Source organism: Pseudoalteromonas sp. S4741 (genome assembly GCF_005886135.1).
Taxonomy (GTDB): Bacteria; Pseudomonadota; Gammaproteobacteria; order Enterobacterales; family Alteromonadaceae; genus Pseudoalteromonas; species Pseudoalteromonas tetraodonis.
The window spans coordinates 1-17,769 of the sequence record NZ_PNCN01000105.1; the positions used below are offsets into that span (position 1 = coordinate 1).

The 17,769-nt window shown below is 39.5% G+C and carries 18 protein-coding genes and 1 pseudogene; 11 read left to right on the forward strand and 8 right to left on the reverse strand.

The genetic code is table 11. From position 1 onward, the window contains the following. Nucleotides 1-531 precede the first annotated feature (531 nt). From CWC30_RS13890 to CWC30_RS13925, 8 genes are all read left to right on the forward strand, one after another. Nucleotides 532-1,464: a hypothetical protein gene (locus tag CWC30_RS13890; RefSeq protein WP_069438740.1), complete on the forward strand. Its 933-nt coding sequence runs from the start codon at nt 532-534 to the stop codon at nt 1,462-1,464. A 25-nt stretch (nt 1,465-1,489) separates the two neighbouring features. After that, the gene (locus CWC30_RS13895) at nt 1,490-2,389 is read left to right on the forward strand and encodes a DUF350 domain-containing protein (protein WP_138627386.1); all 900 of its coding nucleotides are present in this window, start codon (nt 1,490-1,492) and stop codon (nt 2,387-2,389) included. Nucleotides 2,390-2,393: 4 nt separating this feature from the next. Then, nucleotides 2,394-4,115 (forward strand): polyamine aminopropyltransferase, encoded by a 1,722-nt coding sequence (locus tag CWC30_RS13900; protein WP_036980770.1) that lies wholly within the window; start codon nt 2,394-2,396, stop codon nt 4,113-4,115. A gap of 80 nt (nt 4,116-4,195) precedes the next feature. Beyond that, a complete protein-coding gene (locus CWC30_RS13905) occupies nt 4,196-4,609 on the forward strand; it encodes a YjfI family protein (protein ID WP_004335098.1) in 414 nt (137 codons plus the stop codon). A 24-nt stretch (nt 4,610-4,633) separates the two neighbouring features. Then, nucleotides 4,634-5,326: a PspA/IM30 family protein gene (locus tag CWC30_RS13910; RefSeq protein ID WP_036980772.1), complete on the forward strand. Its 693-nt coding sequence runs from the start codon at nt 4,634-4,636 to the stop codon at nt 5,324-5,326. Between the two features lie 71 nt (nt 5,327-5,397). Continuing rightward, the gene (locus CWC30_RS13915) at nt 5,398-6,036 is read left to right on the forward strand and encodes a hypothetical protein (RefSeq protein WP_013463680.1); all 639 of its coding nucleotides are present in this window, start codon (nt 5,398-5,400) and stop codon (nt 6,034-6,036) included. After that, entirely contained in the window at nt 6,033-6,353 is a 321-nt protein-coding gene (locus CWC30_RS13920; RefSeq protein WP_008113280.1) for a hypothetical protein, read from the forward strand. Before CWC30_RS13915 ends, CWC30_RS13920 begins: the two co-directional genes overlap by 4 nt. A 64-nt stretch (nt 6,354-6,417) precedes the next feature. Then, nucleotides 6,418-6,603 carry a hypothetical protein gene (locus CWC30_RS13925; protein ID WP_138627387.1) on the forward strand — a complete coding sequence of 62 codons (186 nt, stop codon included), beginning with the start codon at nt 6,418-6,420 and terminating at the stop codon, nt 6,601-6,603. Between the two features lie 15 nt (nt 6,604-6,618). On the opposite strand, the pseudogene CWC30_RS19155 reads toward CWC30_RS13925, so the two are convergent. From CWC30_RS19155 to CWC30_RS13945, 4 genes and pseudogenes are all read right to left on the reverse strand, one after another. Next, nucleotides 6,619-7,013 (reverse strand): annotated as a pseudogene (locus CWC30_RS19155) (hypothetical protein). A gap of 10 nt (nt 7,014-7,023) precedes the next feature. After that, the gene (locus tag CWC30_RS13935; RefSeq protein ID WP_171034724.1) at nt 7,024-7,542 is read right to left on the reverse strand and encodes a hypothetical protein; all 519 of its coding nucleotides are present in this window, start codon (nt 7,540-7,542) and stop codon (nt 7,024-7,026) included. Between the two features lie 107 nt (nt 7,543-7,649). Then, nucleotides 7,650-9,029: a class II fumarate hydratase gene (locus CWC30_RS13940; protein WP_138627389.1), complete on the reverse strand. Its 1,380-nt coding sequence runs from the start codon at nt 9,027-9,029 to the stop codon at nt 7,650-7,652. Between the two features lie 216 nt (nt 9,030-9,245). Beyond that, nucleotides 9,246-9,431, reverse strand: a complete 186-nt coding sequence (locus CWC30_RS13945) for a hypothetical protein (protein ID WP_013463685.1) — start codon at nt 9,429-9,431, stop codon at nt 9,246-9,248. Nucleotides 9,432-9,624: 193 nt separating this feature from the next. Here CWC30_RS13945 and CWC30_RS13950 point away from each other — a divergent pair, with 193 nt between their 5' ends. After that, nucleotides 9,625-10,215 (forward strand): DUF938 domain-containing protein, encoded by a 591-nt coding sequence (locus tag CWC30_RS13950; protein ID WP_138627390.1) that lies wholly within the window; start codon nt 9,625-9,627, stop codon nt 10,213-10,215. Here the strand turns inward: CWC30_RS13950 and CWC30_RS13955 are convergent. From CWC30_RS13955 to CWC30_RS13965, 3 genes are all read right to left on the reverse strand, one after another. Then, nucleotides 10,192-11,331, reverse strand: a complete 1,140-nt coding sequence (locus CWC30_RS13955) for a GNAT family N-acetyltransferase (RefSeq protein ID WP_036980779.1) — start codon at nt 11,329-11,331, stop codon at nt 10,192-10,194. The two genes, CWC30_RS13950 and CWC30_RS13955, sit on opposite strands and share 24 nt — an antisense overlap. Before the next feature lie 91 nt (nt 11,332-11,422). Then, entirely contained in the window at nt 11,423-14,149 is a 2,727-nt protein-coding gene (locus tag CWC30_RS13960; protein ID WP_138627391.1) for an ATP-binding protein, read from the reverse strand. A 72-nt stretch (nt 14,150-14,221) separates the two neighbouring features. Further along, the gene (locus CWC30_RS13965; RefSeq protein WP_138627392.1) at nt 14,222-14,677 is read right to left on the reverse strand and encodes an Lrp/AsnC family transcriptional regulator; all 456 of its coding nucleotides are present in this window, start codon (nt 14,675-14,677) and stop codon (nt 14,222-14,224) included. A 136-nt stretch (nt 14,678-14,813) separates the two neighbouring features. On the opposite strand from CWC30_RS13965, the gene CWC30_RS13970 reads away from it, so the two are divergent. Together CWC30_RS13970 and CWC30_RS13975 are read left to right on the forward strand one after the other, a co-directional pair. Then, the gene (locus tag CWC30_RS13970) at nt 14,814-15,983 is read left to right on the forward strand and encodes a PrnB family protein (RefSeq protein ID WP_138627393.1); all 1,170 of its coding nucleotides are present in this window, start codon (nt 14,814-14,816) and stop codon (nt 15,981-15,983) included. A 1-nt stretch (nt 15,984) separates the two neighbouring features. Beyond that, entirely contained in the window at nt 15,985-17,109 is a 1,125-nt protein-coding gene (locus CWC30_RS13975; RefSeq protein WP_138627394.1) for an aminotransferase class V-fold PLP-dependent enzyme, read from the forward strand. Here the strand turns inward: CWC30_RS13975 and CWC30_RS13980 are convergent. After that, nucleotides 17,093-17,581, reverse strand: a complete 489-nt coding sequence (locus CWC30_RS13980; RefSeq protein WP_069438751.1) for an RNA-binding protein — start codon at nt 17,579-17,581, stop codon at nt 17,093-17,095. The two genes, CWC30_RS13975 and CWC30_RS13980, sit on opposite strands and share 17 nt — an antisense overlap. Nucleotides 17,582-17,769 lie beyond the last annotated feature (188 nt).

Sequence of the window (17,769 nt, forward strand, 5' to 3'; positions counted from 1 at the left end):
GACAAAGCCCGACTAGCAATAGTCGGGCTTTTTTACGTCTGCAGGAAAGTAAAAACGCAGGTGAAAGGTAAAAGGTATCAGGTAAAAGGAAAATAATAAGCGCCTAATGCCGACTCTATACATTTGCTATGTGGCTCTCTACCGCTGTGGGCACCACGACATTACCAGGCTCCAAATTGAGAAAGCCCGACTAGCAATAGTCGGGCTTTTTTACGTCTGCAGGAAAGTGAAACATAAAGGTGAAAGGTATTAGGTTAAAGGAAGAGAATTGACCAGAACCGACCCCACGACATGCTACTGCGCTGTCGCTACGAAGTAGTATACCCACTCCAAATACAAGTCAGTGTTTAAGCCATGCGCTATAAGTTTTGAAGTATTATTATCAGCCCTGCTACTCTTTACTGATCTCAGTTATTCACCTTGCACTTTAAACTAGTCCCTAAATTATCATCTTGTTGCAATTTCATTGTTGGTTTAATAACTGTCCTGTGTAAAACTATCTAGGATAATTTAGTAAATCAGGTGACATGAATGTCGAATATAAAAGCTTGGAAACTTCTCAGCCTGTTTTGTTTGTTTACAGCACTGATTGGTTGTCAATCTAAAGAAGAACAGCTACAACAAACAATTCAAGAGTCCATTAAAAAGGCCGATGTCGAGCTTAGTCAGCTTGGTAAAGCACTTGATAATGGTAGTATACGTAATGCGATTATTCTTAAAGAATACAGTCGTATCCTTAAACAACAGCAACCTGAACTCAGTAAGGTTGTTGATGTAGTTAGCCTTGATGCCACACGCCAGGGAGCCCTTTATAGTGGCTTAACCCAACGCCTTGATGATATTAAGGGTAATTACTTAATTCCTCCTTACGAAGACACTTTATACAATATTGATTTATTGCGTGAAGCCGCCAAGCCAACGTTATTTTCTGATGCCTTAACCGATCCTATTAATATGCTTGCGGATATGTCGAATGGTTCTTTGGCACGAGTTGGTGCTATAAGCCAAAAAGCTGAAGGCGAAGGGGTCGGTAACCAAATGGTAGGTAATCCTAACTATGGTAATTGGCAAACGAATAGTAGTGGTATTAGCTTTTGGCAATGGTACGGCATGTACCGTATTTTGGGTGATGTTTTTGACCGAGTTGAATACGGAAGTTGGAGTAAACGCCGTAAGTATAGTTACTACAATGACTATGGTCGTACTCGTTACTCAAGCCCTAAACAAATAAAAGCCCAAAGTGCATTAGAAACACGTACACGACAATCTTACCAACGCCAAGGCAAGCAGTTCACTAGTCCTTATGCGAGTAAAAAAACAGGTGCATCAGGTTTGAGTCGCAGCAGTTATACGCCGCCTAAAAGTCGCAGCAGTTACTCAAGAGCGAGTAGTTATAGCAATAATTCAGGATCGGTTCGTAACAGCAGTAGCAGAACCTCGCGCGGCGTAAGTCGTGGTAAGTAAAGAATAACGTTGGAGTTAGAATAATATGTATGAATTTAATGGAATAACTATGTGGTCTTTGCAGGCACTGTCTGTGGACTTTGCAATCATCATTTTACTTTTTGTTAGCCTAAAATATATCAAAGGCTGGGTATCTAATTTACACGCCAATGACGAAATTACTGAGCGCGATAACTTTGCATTTGGAATAAGCTTTGCCGCTGGTTTAGTCGCACTTGCGATTGTGTTAACGGGCGTTAGTAGTGGTGCGTTTGCTGCTACGTTACAAAAAGAAGCTCTGTTAATGCTTGGCTATGGTGCATTAGCAATTCTGCTTATAAAGCTGGGTCACTTTTTTCAAGATAAAGTGGCGCTGCGTAAAGTGAGCTTACATAACGAAATAGTTAAAGGTAACGTTACTGCGTCAATTATTGATTTTGGCCATGTAGTAAGTGTTGCAGTGGTTATCCGCTCTGCACTATTGTGGGTTGCTACTGAAGGTTGGCATGGCATTCCTATTGTTATTGCTGCGTTTGTCATTGGTAGTGTGGTGTTACTTTTAGTAAGCCAATATCGCGTGCAGCTATTTAAGCGTACCAACAAAAGTGGCGACTGCCTACAACAGGCTATTATTGATGGTAATTTAGCAGTAGGTGTTCGTTATGCAGGCTTTTTAATTGGTAGTGCATTAGCCATTACTGCTGCAACAGGCATTGCTCCTTATGCTGCTGACAATATTAATGCGAGTTTACTTTACTGGGCGCTAAGCGCCGTTGTTTGTTTGGTTGCTTTCATTTTACTGCACTTACTGATGATTAAAATCATTCTTGCTGGCTGTAATATTTCAGATGAAGTGAATCGTCAAAAGAATGTGGGTGTTGCCGCTATTTCTGCAGCTGTGTCATTTGCTGTCGGGATCACTATGGCCATACTACTGGGTGCATAATCACGTGTCATCAACTCAAGCTTCCCCAAGTAAATTTAAATTACTTGGGCATGATATTTTACTGATCACTGTTATGGCCGTACTCGCAGGATGCGGCCTTATTTATGAATACTTACTTTCTCATTACGCTGGCCGAGTACTCGGCTCAGTTGAGAGTGCAATTTACGCCATGATAGGCACTATGATTGTAGCTATGGGGATGGGTGCATTTTTAGCGCGTTGGTTTAAAGATGCCTTCACCGCATTTGCTTGGCTAGAGAGTATTATTGCGCTCATAGGTATGGGCTGTATATTAGCCATTGCCAGCATTATTGCCGTGAGTTATTCTCTCCCTCATTTATTATCAAGTATTTTTAATATTCCACCTGACGTTATTCTTAATGGTTACGTGTTTCAAAAGCTGCAAGAGTGGTCTCGCTTTTTACCTTATGTATTTGGCTTAATATTAGGGCTATTTATTGGTATGGAAATACCGCTTATTGCGCGTATTCGCCAGCATGTTTATGGACGTTTTTTAGAAAATAACGCCGGCACTATATATGGGGCTGACTATATTGGCGCTGGTATTGGCGCGGCAATTTGGGTGAGTATTATGCTCGCGATGCCAATAATGCAAGCCGCCGCTTGGACAGCGCTATTTAATATTATTGCCGGACTTGCCTTTTTATGGCGTTACCATAGCTATGTACGCTTTGCTAAGTTGCTATTGGTTTGCCATATATTACTGCTGGTGTTATTCGCTTTTATTTTGCAGTTTGGTAGTAGCTGGATGGATAACCTAAGTAACGTACTATACAAAGATAAAGTTATTTACTCTCAGGCGACTAAGTATCAACATGTGGTGCTAACAGAGCGTTTAAGTAAAAATCAGCCTCAGCCAATTACTGATCTATATTTAAATGGTCGTTTGCAGTTCTCTAGTGTAGATGAGCAAATATATCACTCAATGCTTGTTTATCCTGCAATGCTCGCATCTAATCGTCATGACCGTGTTTTGATTATTGGTGGCGGTGACGGATTAGCCATGCGTGATGTATTAAAGTGGCCAGTCAAAGAAGTCACACTAATTGATTTAGATGGCCAGCTACTGAATTTATTTGGCCATGAAGACGATAAATTCACACCGCCAGAAGAGATTAAGCAGCGGTTGGTAGCACTCAATAATGAATCGATGCATGACCCGCGAGCAAATATTATTGTGGGCGATGCATTTTTAGAAGTCGAAAAGTTACTGGATCAGTCAAAGCAGTTCGATACTATTTTAATTGATTTGCCAGACCCTAATCACCCTGATCTTAATAAGATGTACAGCGATTACTTTTATAATCATGTACGCCAATTATTAGCGCCTGATGGTGCTATGGCGGTACAGTCAACATCGCCTTATCATGCGAAAAAGGCATTTTTAAGTATTGCTAAAACGGTGAAAGCCGCAGGTTTTGATTATGTAGAGCAATATCAGCAAAACATTCCTTCGTTTGGTCAATGGGGATGGACTATTGCGACTAAAATGGGGCAATCACCTAGTGCCCGTATTAGCAATATAACTGATATGCCAGTGCCATCTCGGTGGATTAGTAAAAAATATTTATTAGCGAGTTTTGCATTTCCTAATAACTATTTTGAACAAGTGAACGATATTGAAGTCAATAGGTTAGGTTCTGGTCGCTTATATGATTATTACCGAGCAGCTTGGCAAATAGAAAGTGAATTGTATAAAAATTAATAAAACATGGTTGACATAATATGTCAACCATGCGAATCTTAACTCAGACATAATATGTCATATGACGAAAAGGCAGAGACATGGAATTAAATGAACTTTCAATAAAATTAGCGTCTTTTGAAACCGAGGGTGCTAACTTTGAGTCTTTCTTGATTGCCAATCCAGGTGAGCAAGATGTTTTACAAGTCATTGTTGATGGAAATGACGAGCTTCCAATTTTTGTTACTCAAACACAAGAGCAATTACTATGTATTAGCTACTTGTTTGACGAAGATGAAGTAAAAAGTGAATTACGCAACGAGTTAAACGAAACATTACTGCGTTTAAACGTGCCAATTCCACTGAGTGCATTTGCTAAGATCGATAATAAATACGCGATTTTTGGTGCACTGTCGGTAAATTCATCTCTAGATGATGTTACCCACGAACTAGTGACATTAGCTGATAACGCTATAGATGCACTAGAAGCCGTGACCTTATATTTAAACGATTAGTAGCTAGTTAGTGGAGTTAAGATTATGAGTATTTTAAAAAAATTATTTACAGCAGTACGTGGCGGCGCACGTGAAGCAGGCGAAGCAATTGTTGATGCCAATGGTATTCGTATTTTTGAACAAGAAATTGCCGATGCACAAAATGCACTGAATCGTGCTAAAAAAAGCCTGACAGAAGTAATGGCTAAAGAGATGCAAACTAAGCGTAAAATTAGCGCAGTAGATGCATCAATTGCTGAGCACGAAGCGTATGCAGGTCAAGCCCTTGAAAAAGGGAATGAAGCATTAGCATTAGAAATTGCAGAAAAAATTGGTGACTTTGAAGCTGAGAAAGCCGAACACGAGCAAGTATTAGCGGGCTTTACTAATCACATAGTGACCTTGAAGCAGCAAGTTAAAGATGCTGAAAAATCAATTAAAGAAAACCAGCGTCAGCTTACTATGGTTAAAACCACAGAAAGCGTTCAACAAGCGACAATGGCTGTAAATAGCACGCTTAATACTAATAATTCGTCAATGACGTCGGCGCGTCAGTCGCTTGAGCGTATTAAGCAACGCCAGCAAGACCGTACTGATCAATTAGGTGCTGCAAAGTCTCTAGAAGCAGATGTTAATGGCGACGATTTAAAAGCTAAAATGGCTGAAGCAGGTATTGGTGATACGAATCCAAAAAGTGCTGATATTTTAGCGCGCATTAAAGCGAAGCAAAATAGTTAACATTTAGAACCATATCAAAAAGGTAACCGAGTTTCGCTCCGTTACCTTTTTTGCTTACAGAGGCACCTTATATGTTTAATTTTTTCAAATCTAAAAAAAAGCCAGAACGTCAGCTTAATCATGCGAGTGACCTTAAAAAAGGCGACATGTTTACTGTCATTGATTCGTTTGCTTATCCTTCATGGCTTAAAGGTCAAACGTTGCGCGTTATTGATGTGCAAACGTATCAGTACCAACACAGCAGTGATACTGAATTTGTACTTGAAACTAACACTGGCCAAGTGGTGTTTTTACAAATAGAGCAAAATGATGGTGAACAGTGGGCAAACTTCTCTATAAAAATTCAGCGTGATGAAGTTGAAGAGATCTTTGGTCTTGATGAATTTGCGCGTATTTTTGATGAAGAGTCATTAACACATATCACGGTACAAAATACCCCTGAGCGTTTTATGCAATTTTTAGCGAAAAGCTATCAGCAAAGTGAATCGCCTTATGTTTGTTATTTTCATAATAAAGACTTTCGTGGCCAAACGCTGCCTCGCTATGAGCAAGAAGGTGGTGAACCATGCGAAATGATTTGCTTAGCCTCTCCTGATGAAGGGCATAGCGTTAATATAGAGATTTGGGAGGGAGGTGAAACAGAAGTCTCACTGACGTTAACTCGCCCAATTAGCGATATTGTTGATTTGTTTCCTGGAGATGCTCAGTGAGTGATGCTAAAGACAAGTGGTTGCGCCAAGAGCAAGCTGTGCGCGCCACGCAAATGGCATTTGATTTGAGTAGTGAGGTACAAAAGTCGATAAAAAAACAAGCTATCGATCAAGAGCTCACTCCCTCAGATATGATCCGTAAAATTTTAGGTCTTGATGTAAAGTCTAAAAAAACACGGCAACGACTATCGTTTAATTTAAATGATGACGAAATAGCGCAATTGGCTAGCCGGTTTGAAGTGGCAGTAGATGATAAAAGAGCGGTAAAGCAACAGGTAGCAGAGTTACTTATTGAGCATACAAAAAAGACTAAGTAACCCTTTTGCCTTCTTTATGTAAAATACTTACACTGGGGCTATTATTTTCTAAAAAAGTGCCGCTGTGAATATCTTATTGATTGCCTACTTACTCATGTTTGCTTTATTTGGCACGGCGGCAAGCTACTTCGTGCGTTTTATATATGCTTACTGGGTAGAGAAAAAAATGCCACTGGAATACATTTTTAAGGCAGGTGTGTGTATTTTCATGGTGGTGGTTATTTCGGTGTTAATACCACTATTAGATTAACACCGAAACGAACTGCTACTGGTAGTTAACGGTTTTACATTGATTATCAATACATAAAGAGTGGACTTCTAACACTGGTGAACAGTCTTTGAACTCAAGCATTGCATTATCTAGTTGTTCTTGCTCAGTGATTTTTTGCGCTAATTGCTCTGCTTGTTCTTAAGAGTGATTTAATGTTGAGTACACAACATACTTACTCGGCCCCCCACAGACACGCGATCCAACACCTAACATTGATAGCTGGCTGTACAGCTTTTATTACTTGCAAGCTCATTAAGTTGGGTATTTAAAACAGATTCACTCGCGTTTTGAGCTTTGCTTGATGTTAGTGCACTACTGCAACCGCTAAGCAGCATAGTCATAACAACACAGGTAGCTGATAGCTTAATTACGGATGACAAACAACTCATAATCTAATCCTTAAAATACACTTACCGCAGAGCCTTCAAGTTTAACACATTTATTTTCAACACACTGAGTGCTTGGCGCAGTTAAATGTTGGCAAATACTCATCATGCCTTTTTGCACATTATAGGTACTTTCTAATTGAGTGATAGTATCGCTTAGGGCTGAAACCTGCTCTTGGGGTGCGCTTTGTGTAGAGTACACAATGTAATCACTTGGTCCACCACAGGCACGGCTACCAACAGCACTGACTTTACACTGTGAACTAGTTGAACATTGTTTATCTGCTATGAGGTTATTTAATTTATTTTTTGCTGTTTTAATATCATCAAGCGACACTTCCTTTGCAGCATCAACCGGTAGTTGCTGTGCTATTTTATTTTCTCTATTCGCTTGTGGTAGTTTTTGTTGTGGTATCGGCGTAGACGTGTTTTTTACCGCATTGGTTTTAGTTTGCTCAGTTTCATTTGAGGTGGTTTCTAAGCAAGCTGTTAAGCAAAGCGGTAGTAGTAGAGCGAGTAATGGAGTACGCATAATCGTTCCTGATAGTGATGAATTATTCATCACTATCATACACGGTGCATTTATTACGGCAATAAAAACTCTACTATCAATATATTAAAGCGCCATTAATGGCGTTTTTACATTAACCCACCTTGGGTTAATTTAGCTGGATTGAGTAATGCCTCTAATTCTGAGCGAGATAGGTCTGTCTCTTGCTCGGCGATATCAATAATTGGCTTTGCTTGCTGGTAAGCTTGTTTGGCAATTTTTGCTGCTTTTTCATAGCCAATAACTGGGTTGAGTGCAGTAACTAAAATAGGATTTTTAGTCAGCGCTTTATCAATCTGTGCTTGATTAACTTTAAAGCTAGTTATGGCTTTATCCGCTAGTGCTTGCGCACTGTTAGCAAGTATCTCTGTACTTTGCAGGATATTATAAGCAATCACGGGTAGCATTACGTTAAGCTCAAAGTTGCCAGCTTGGCCTGCTACGGTAATTGTGGCGTCGTTACCGATTACTTGCGCACTAGCCATTGCAGCGGCTTCAGGGATCACCGGGTTCACTTTGCCAGGCATAATGGATGAACCAGGCTGCAATGCTTCAAGCTCTATTTCACCAAGTCCCGCAAGCGGCCCTGAATTCATCCAACGTAGATCGTTGGCTATTTTCATTTGCGCAACGGCATAGACTTTCAGCTGCCCTGATAAAGCCACAATGGCATCTTGCGATCCAATATTATAAAAAAAGTTATCACTGGGGATAAAGTTAATCCCTACTTTTTCACTTAGCTGTTTGGCAATTAGAGCGGCAAATTGTGGGTCGGCATTAATACCTGTGCCGACCGCTGTTCCCCCCTGAGCCAGTTCACAAACACGTATTAGTGCATGCTCAATACCGCTGGCTGCGTGCTTTACCTGCGATTGCCATGCGCTGAGTGTTTGCTCAAAGGTCACTGGCATTGCATCCATTAAATGAGTGCGCCCAGTTTTAACTATATGACCGATGTCTGCTTTTTTCTGCTCTAAGGCGTCGGCTAAGTTTGCTAGTGCTGGCAGTAATTTTTTATCAACACTGATAGCACTGCTTAAGGCGATTGCAGTGGGAATAACATCATTCGAGCTTTGTCCCATATTCACATCGTCGTTAGGGTGAATAGGTTGATTAGCATGTTTTGAAGCCAAACTTGCAATAACTTCGTTGGCATTCATATTTGAGCTGGTACCTGATCCCGTTTGAAAAATATCAACGGGGAAATGCTCATAATGCTGACCATCAATAATTTCTTGGCAGGCATGCTCGATTGCATTTGCTTTTGTTTTATCTAAATGGCCAAGCTTTAAATTGGTTAATGCTGCGGCTTGTTTTATATACGCTAAAGCAATAATAAATTGCTGTGGCATGGTGAGGTTGCTAATCGTAAAGTTATTAATGGCGCGTTGGGTTTGTGCTTTATAAAGTGCGTTAACGGGTACGTCGAGTGTGCCCATGCTATCTGATTCTGTTCTAAAGTTACTCATTAGTACTCCTAAAAAAGAGAATATATGACATTAAACTACGCTATAAAAAAAGATATGGTGCTGTTATTGCTATTTACAACGGTATAGCTAAAAAGTAGGGGGCGTCAAGGCAAGTTAACAAGTGGGATTAAAACTAAAAAGTCGACTTAAACGGATTTTAAGTCGACTTAAATAATGTATTTATATAAACAGCCAGTTATAAGGCTAAACAGAACTTTAATTGTAGCCAAGAATAAATATTTGGTCTGTTTCATGTTTGTTTTGTGCCTTTTGAGTGTGTTTTACATGAGAAAGTAAGTCGATAACCGTTGCTCTACAATCTGTTTCATGACTCGTTTTATCTAAGCTTTTATCGGTAATTGCCATTACAGCGTCTACGGCGGTATAGGGTGAAATATACATAATGTTATCCTTTTGTCGTTTAGTACTCATTAAGTGAGTAATTTAATAAAAGCATATAGCGTACCAGCTCGGTAAATATAATTTAACGTATTGAAATTAAAGTTATTTTATTATTTTGGTCAATTTACTCACGACAGAATAGTTGAAATTTGTTTTACTATTGTGCATTCATTTGCAATTTAGGTGCATCAGTATGACCAAACCATTTTCACAAGCCTGCGAAAATAATAAAAATCATATACTTAAGGCTTTGCAGCCTGCATTGCAAAATGCAGCATCAGTACTTGAGATAGGCTCGGGGACGGGTCAGCATAGCGTTTTCTTTGCCAAAAAATTGCCACATTTACAATGGTATACCAGTGATCGAGAGGTTAATCATCAAGGAATAAAGTTATGGCATGATGAGGTGCAACTGGCAAACTTGCATCCGCCTTTATTGCTTGATTTAAACGATCCTTGGCCAGTAAATAAAGTGGATGCGATATATACTGCTAACACTTTTCACATAGTGAGCTGGGAGTTAATTACGCGTTTTTTTGCTGGAGTAAATCAGCACTTAAACCAGCAAGGGGTGGTGTGTGTATATGGCCCTTTCAAATATAAAGGGGAGTTTACCAGCCCCAGTAATGATGAATTTAATAGTTTATTGCAAAGTCGCGATCCGCTTAGTGGTATTCGTGATTTCGAAGCGGTTGAGCAACTTGCAGTGCAATTTGGGCTTAAGTTACTTAGCGATACTGCGATGCCTGCAAATAATCAGTTACTCATTTTTAAACGGCAATAAAATGCTGCATTGTTGTTTATAAATATCGATATGTTGGCGTTCGCGTTTTAAGTAATCTGCAATAGCATGATTAAAATCGGGGTGAATAATATGATGAGCAGAATAAGTAGTGATGGGTTGAAAGCCGCGTGCTATTTTATGCTCACCCTGAGCACCGGCATTAAAACAGTGAATATTATGCTTAATCGCATATTCAATTCCTTGGTAGTAACACAGCTCAAAGTGAAGAGAATCAACCTCTTCGCTTGCTCCCCAATAACGCCCATAAAGGGTATTGTCACCAATTAAACTTAATGTGGCGGCAATCACTTTATGGTCTTTTTTGGCTAGCATAATGAGCAATTTTTCAGCCATTAAGGCGTGTAGCAAGCTAAAAAAATCGTTGTTTAAGTAGCCTAAATGGCCTGAACGTTTTAAATAAGTACGTTGATAAAACTCACAAAAAAGCTGCATCACTGTTGTGGTGATTTGCTCACCTTGCAGCCATTCAATGGTGATATTTTGCTGTGATATTTTAGCGCGTTCTTTTTTTACTGCTTTGCGCTTACGGGCATTAAAGGTTTTTAAAAAATCGTCAAAATCTTTAAAGCTATTATTAAACCACTGAAACTGTACCCCGGTTCTCAGCATGGCGCCTGCATCATTTAGCTGTGAGGCTTGTGCTTTATCGCAAAAGTTTACATGCCAGCCTGACCAGGCTTGTTTTGCGCAGTGGGTATTAAGTTGCTCTGTTATATACTCATACACTAACTTTGGATTGCTGTGCATAATACGTATTCTTTGACCCTCAATCGGACTAAAGGGAATACAGCACAGCCATTTAGGGTAATAATCTAAGCCATTTTTTTCATAAGCTTCAGCCCATGCCCAGTCAAATACATATTCACCGTAGGAGTGCGCTTTTAAGTAGCCAGGGGCAAGGGCAACTAGTTTATCGTCTTCATAAACGGCTAAGTGGTGAGGCTGCCAACCTGTTTTTGCGCTTACACATTGGCTTTGCTCAAGGGCATATAAAAAAGCGTGTTGAGTAAAAGGGTCATTACCAAAAAAATAATGCCATTGTGTTGCGTCAATTTGGTTGATGCTATTAAACCATTGATGTGAAAAGTGGCTCATAATGCTTTGCCTACTATTTTTTAAGTGGGTTGCTGATTAATTTTGGTAATAGTGCGACAGCCATATTTGGTTTTCTATTTTCGATAAATCTTTATGGTTTATCTGGCGCAATATATTGAGATAGGCACTGTATGAGCTTATCGAGTTCGAGAGGTTTTGCAAGATGTTCGTTAAAACCAATTGCTAAGGCATTGGCTTTATCTTCAGGCATTACATCAGCAGTTAAGGCAATAATTGGTAATTGCTCAGTACTTTTAATTTGACGTATCAAGGCGGTGGCTTGGTAACCGTCCATAATCGGCATCTGGCAATCCATTAATACTAAATCGAAGTCATTTACTTTAACTTGTTCTACTGCTAATTCGCCATTTTCCACTAGTGTTGGTGTAATCCCTAAAGAGCTAAGCATTGCTTTTATGACTAATTGATTGACGCTGTTATCTTCTGCAACCAGTATTTTTAGTTTACTTAAATCAATATGCTGGTGTATGTGCTTTGCCGTTACTTGTTGCGCTGCACATGTATTTAACTCGACAGACAGAGTAAAAGTAGAGCCCTTACCTGGTTCGCTTTGTACGCTGATATCTCCAGACATTAATAAGCTAAGTTCTTTTGCGATTGCTAAACCAAGCCCTGTCCCACCAAATTTACGTGATGTTGAGCTATCAGCTTGGGTGAACGCATCAAATAACTTACTTTGCTCTGATAGCGCAATACCGATGCCCGAGTCCTTAATAGTCAAGGTAATTTGACGACGTCTATTGGTGATCTCCTTGCTGTATGCGCTAATACTTACTTCACCTTCATAGGTAAACTTAATGGCGTTACTACATAGGTTTAATAAAATTTGCTCAATTCGCATAACATCACCTTCAAACCAAATGTCGGTTGGTAATTGGTTATCAACTTTCCAGAGAATGCCTTTTTGTTCTGCGCTTTGCTCGAACATACTACTGATCCGAGCAAGAAGCGCATTCAAATCAAAAGGAGCGACTTCTAAGGTGAGCTTTTGTGATTCAATTTTAGAGATATCGAGTACATCATTTATTAAACTTAACAATGATTTAGACGCTAAATTAATTCTATTTAAATAATCAGAAAGAATTTCAGGACTATCTTCATTTTTAGCTAGAGTGGAAAAGCCAATCACGGCATTAAGCGGAGTGCGAATTTCATGACTCATATTTGCTAAAAATCGGCTTTTAGCTTGATTTGCTAAATCAGATTGTTTTTTAGCCTTAACCAGCGAGCGTGTACGCTCTGCTACCAAGCGTGAGAGTGCAAGGTGCTGGTTATTAAACAGCAGTAATATCAGTAAAATGAGTGAGCTTACAATGACCTGTAAAATAAGCAAAAAGAGTGTCATGTTATTAGTTTGATGCGGTAGAAATTCATCTTTAATGGTTAAATCAACGAACCATGTTTGCCCTGCAAAATCAATTTTGATAGTTGTAAGCTTATTGCTTTTGGTTGGAATATTTTCGGCATTTGAATAAAACGGATTGATAGCATTGGCTTCATAAATAGCGATATTAAACATTTTATTTTGTGCTTGCGTAAGCGACTGAGCAAGTATGTTTTTTACTAAAAATACACCTGTTGCGTAACCTTTAATTGAGGCAACCTCATTATTTTGTTGATACACGGGAGCAAATAATAAATACGCGGGTTCAGGTTGCTGTGTTTGAACTAATTGAATTATTTTAGTCCCTATCGGGCGAATTTTGATACGTGGGTCGAGCAAAGTTTCACGGCGATCTTTTCGAGAATTAAGATTAAAACCTATCGCTGATTGGTTTTCTGTAAAAGGGGCAATATAGGTAATAACTACCAATGGGTCATTGTTTGATAATGGTGCCCCTTTAATGCTTGGATCAAAGTTGTATGCGTTATAAATTTCATTAAGCTGTTTGTTAAAGTCACTGACCTGAGCGGGATCAATTTTACGATTCCATGAAAATGCTTTAATAAATGAATGCTCAGCCAATAGTTGGGCGCTGTAGCTATTAAACTCTTGCCTGCTTAAAGTTGGCGTTGATTGTATTTGGCTTGCAAGGCTTTGTACGGTTATTTGGCTGAGGTTTAAATTGCTCAGCAAACTGTTTTCAATAATAGATGTTTCGCGCTTGGCAATTTGTATTGAATTTGAATACGTCTCTTGGTTATATAGCTTAGTGGTTAAGGCTACTGAGATGAATAATACCGAGCATACTGCGATAGTAGGTAATGGGGTAACATCATGGCGTTTAAATTTAGGTTGTAATAACGCTAATAAAAAGGGGGTTGCGATCAGCACGCCTAGAGAATCACCAAGCCACCAAAAAGTAACATTTCTCCAATGATTATCAATGCTGTGAGCAGGGTTAAACTGACTTAAAGCATAGACGCCAATATTGGCCGATATTAGGCTAACAACAATACCAACGATAAAAATAAAATATATTATTGATTGGCGTTTCTTTAAGAACAGCGGATGACCTAGCCAGTATTTTAAAATAGCTGCGCCAATCATCCCTTGCAGCACAGCGCCAAAGCCGATTAGTAACACCTGCTCTAATGTATTGCCAATTAAAACTTGATCAGAGATAACGTTATCACTGGTACTTAAATTAAAGGAGACAGAGGCAATAAATAATGCAGGGATAAAGCGCCACCACCAGATAAAACAGCCAACTAGGGCAATACCTGCAGGGAGCCAGATAGGGATGACTTGTGATTGAAAGGCAAAATTAGTTAATAAATTACCAGTTATAAAGTAAGCAACCGCAAACGATATGTAAAAAACAAAAGAATTGGATGTTGAACCAAAAATCTTCACATGCATCCTTGTTAAATATTATTTTTATAATGATATTTTAGTATAGCGAATCGACAGTAAATAGTATTATTTTTAAAGTGGTAGCTGCTTTTTACTAAATGATTGTTTGAGTACTACCGTTGACTCTATATTGGCGATGCAGCTTAAGTTCCCCAGCTGGTGCTTTACAAACTGCTCATAGCTTTCTAAATCCTGAGAAATAATTTTCAGTAAATAATCGTGGCTACCTGAGGTCACAGAGCACTCAAGTACATGGGGAAGTTTTTCTACATGCAGCTCAAATTGCTGTGCCGCACTCACCGAGTTTTGACTTAGTCGCACGAAAGCATAAACCAGCACATTAAGGTTGAGCGACTTAGGGTTAATTGCAGCGTGATAGCCCGTAATTACATGTTCCTGCTCAAGCTTTTTGATACGCCTAAGAGTAGGGGTGTCTGATAGGTTAATGGTATTGGCTAATTCAGAAACCGACATGCGGGCATGCGATTGTAAGGCAACCAGTAACTGCTGATCTTTTTTATCTAACATGACTATGGGATTTTATTAATTATTTTAATGTTGGTAGTGATTATTACTAACAAAAGGTATTTTTACTATTTTTTTTGGCGTTTTACCCTCAGAGGTTTTTGTTAGCATTAAAAAGTAATAATAACAGGATGTAGTCATGAGTTCTTACACAGCTAAATTTGATAATTGGATTAGGTCTGAGTTTGTTGCCCTAAACTCTCAATTAGAGGAGTTGTATTGGCAGCAAGCAGATAAGGCTAATGTTGAGGGGGTTGGTGATAGCTTAAAGCTGGCACTAAAGGAGCAAGGTAATGCGTTGATCAGCGACTTATTAGCCGAAGGTAATACCGACGAAGGATTTGATAGCGCATTTGATTTACTTGGTAATGTGGGCTTGTTCATGGCCGCTTGTCGCAGGCATGAGATCACAGAGCCGAGCAGAGAAACAACCTCACCATTAGTTGAAGCATCGGCGCTTGCTATGCATATTGGTGCTTCTATTGGAGTAACCCCTCGTTTTGCTACTGCGCATCTAACTACGCATAATAAAGCCATTAATGGCACCTATAAACGGTTTACAAATCTTGATGATGAAGCCCTTTTTTTAGATTACAACACCCAAGGTATTTTAGCGTATAAACGTGCGAGTGATGCTTTATTAAAAATACTGCCATTAGGCATTTCACACCCTGTCACGGCTGAACTACTTGAGGTGGTTAAAACGGCATTAATGGATGTAATAGCGTCGAATAACGCCTTATACACTCAGCTAGACACCGAACGTTTTTTTAATTGTGTACGCCCATATTACAAGCCTTACAGGGTAGGTAAAGAGGTTTACCGTGGTGCAAATGCGGGAGACTTTGCCGGTATTAATGTTATTGATATGCTGCTAGGGCTTTGCAGTGCCAATGAGCCGAGTTACTCGCAAATGCTGGTGGATAAATTTTTATATATGATGCCAGAGGATCAACAAATACTTCGTGAAGCCATGCGTATGCAAAGCCTAATGGATGATTTTTTAGAGGCCGAACAATATAAAAATACAAAGTGGTTTCAAAAGCACGGCAAACTATTTATTCAAGTGTGTAAATTACATGGCGACACCGCTATCGGTCATCATAATCAGTTGGTGGAAAAGTTTATTGCTCAGCCATCACAGCACATGCAACAACAGCATATGAGTAAAGTCACTGCCAGTGGACCTCCTCTACCGGTACTGCTTGATTCATTAGCTAAGTTAAGAGATAGGCGTGCCGCGGCAAAGCGTGACGACATAAATACGCGCTTTGATGATTTAAACACGCTAAAACAGTGGATTAATTAATATGGCTAAAAATGATTTTTGTATGCCACAGGGTTGTTATTTACTAAGCCACTCTGTTGGCCGCCCATTAAAAACGAGCTTAGAAAATGCCACTGAACATTTTTTTACTCCTTGGCAAGAAAGTGTAAAAGAGCCATGGCAACAGTGGTTACCCGCCATTGAAAGATTTACTGAGGCATTAGGGCAGTTGTTTAATGCGCCTAGTGAGCAATTTTGTCCTCAGGTTAATTTATCCAGTGGTTTAACTAAATTGGTTATGTCACACCCCGTATTTAATAAACCACAGTGTACGGTATTAATGGCGCAGGCTGACTTTCCCAGTATGGGGTTTGTAATGCAAAAAGCATTGCCTGAATGTGCAAAAATACGCTACATCCCTGAGCATGAAGACTTGAGTGATAGACAGGTATGGCAGCGATATTTAACTCCAGAGATTGATGGTGTGTTTGTCAGCCATGTTTATTCTAATACGGGTGTACAAGCTCCCATAAACGATATTGTGGCGCTGAGTAAAGTCACGAATACACTCTCAATAATTGATGTGGCGCAATCGGCAGGGGTTATTCCTATAGACCTAACGGCGTTAAATGCTGACTTTATGATTGGTTCAAGTGTGAAGTGGCTATGCGGAGGGCCAGGAGCTGCTTATTTATGGGTAAATCCAAAGCAAATAACACAATGTGAACCAAAAGATGTTGGCTGGTTTTCACATCAAAACCCATTCGAGTTTGATATTGCGCATTTTCAATATAACGCTAAAACACTAAGGTTTTGGGGCGGTACGCCCTCGGTACTTCCTTATATTATTGCCGCTCATAGTATTGAATATATTGTTGAATTTGGCGTTGAACAAGTGAGATCGCACAACTTGATGTTACTTGAGTTAATTCAGCAGCAATTGGGCGCTTTTTTAATGTCACCTAGCGCTAAAGAGCAATGTAGTGGCACCGCTATTTTGCAGTTTTCTGAGCATCAGCAAAGTGTATTAACGGCATTAGAGGCTGCAAAAATAAGTGTTGATGTGCGTAAACTCGGCATCCGTGTTTCACCTCACATATATAATACAAAGTCAGAGATACAAACATTTATTGATGTTGTGAAGCACATACTTAAGGTTGCTGACTAAGCTGCTGTTTTTTTTGAGTGAGTGCTTCTATTTGTTGTTGTGCTTGCTTGATTTGTGGGTCAAATCGCTGCTTAAGTGCCGCCGTTTCAGTGGCAATGGCATTCGCAATTGAGCTGGCCCCTAAGCGATTTGCTTTATCTTGGGTCATGTAATCGATTTGCTGTTTTTTTTGTGCGTATTCTTGTTGGTATTGTTTAATCTTAAGCTCAAGCTGCACAATATCACGCTCTATTTGTTGCACCGCTAGATAATCGTCAACAGAAGTATCGGCAACTGGTGTGTTCTCAGATTGTGGCGTATTTGTTTGCATGATGTTGACGTTTCTAAGCGTGATCACTTGAGCGTCTTCAGCGCAAGGAGTTTGACTAAAAGTAGGCACACCTTTAATGGTGCATTTATAAACCGTCACTTCATTTGCCATGCTAACAGCACAGGCACCCAAACAATACAGTAGTAATATTAGCTTCGCCATGGTTAAACCTAAGCTGGTTTAAAGTACCATTTATAATGCACTAAGTTGTGACACCATACAATTTGTTTAATTTATTAGCATACGCTTGCGACTGCGTTATAAAAAGTGCAAATTAATAGAGGCTATTAAAATTTAGGCACAAAAAACCACAATTAAGTGGCTTGTAATCAGTAATGGTGGAGAGGGAG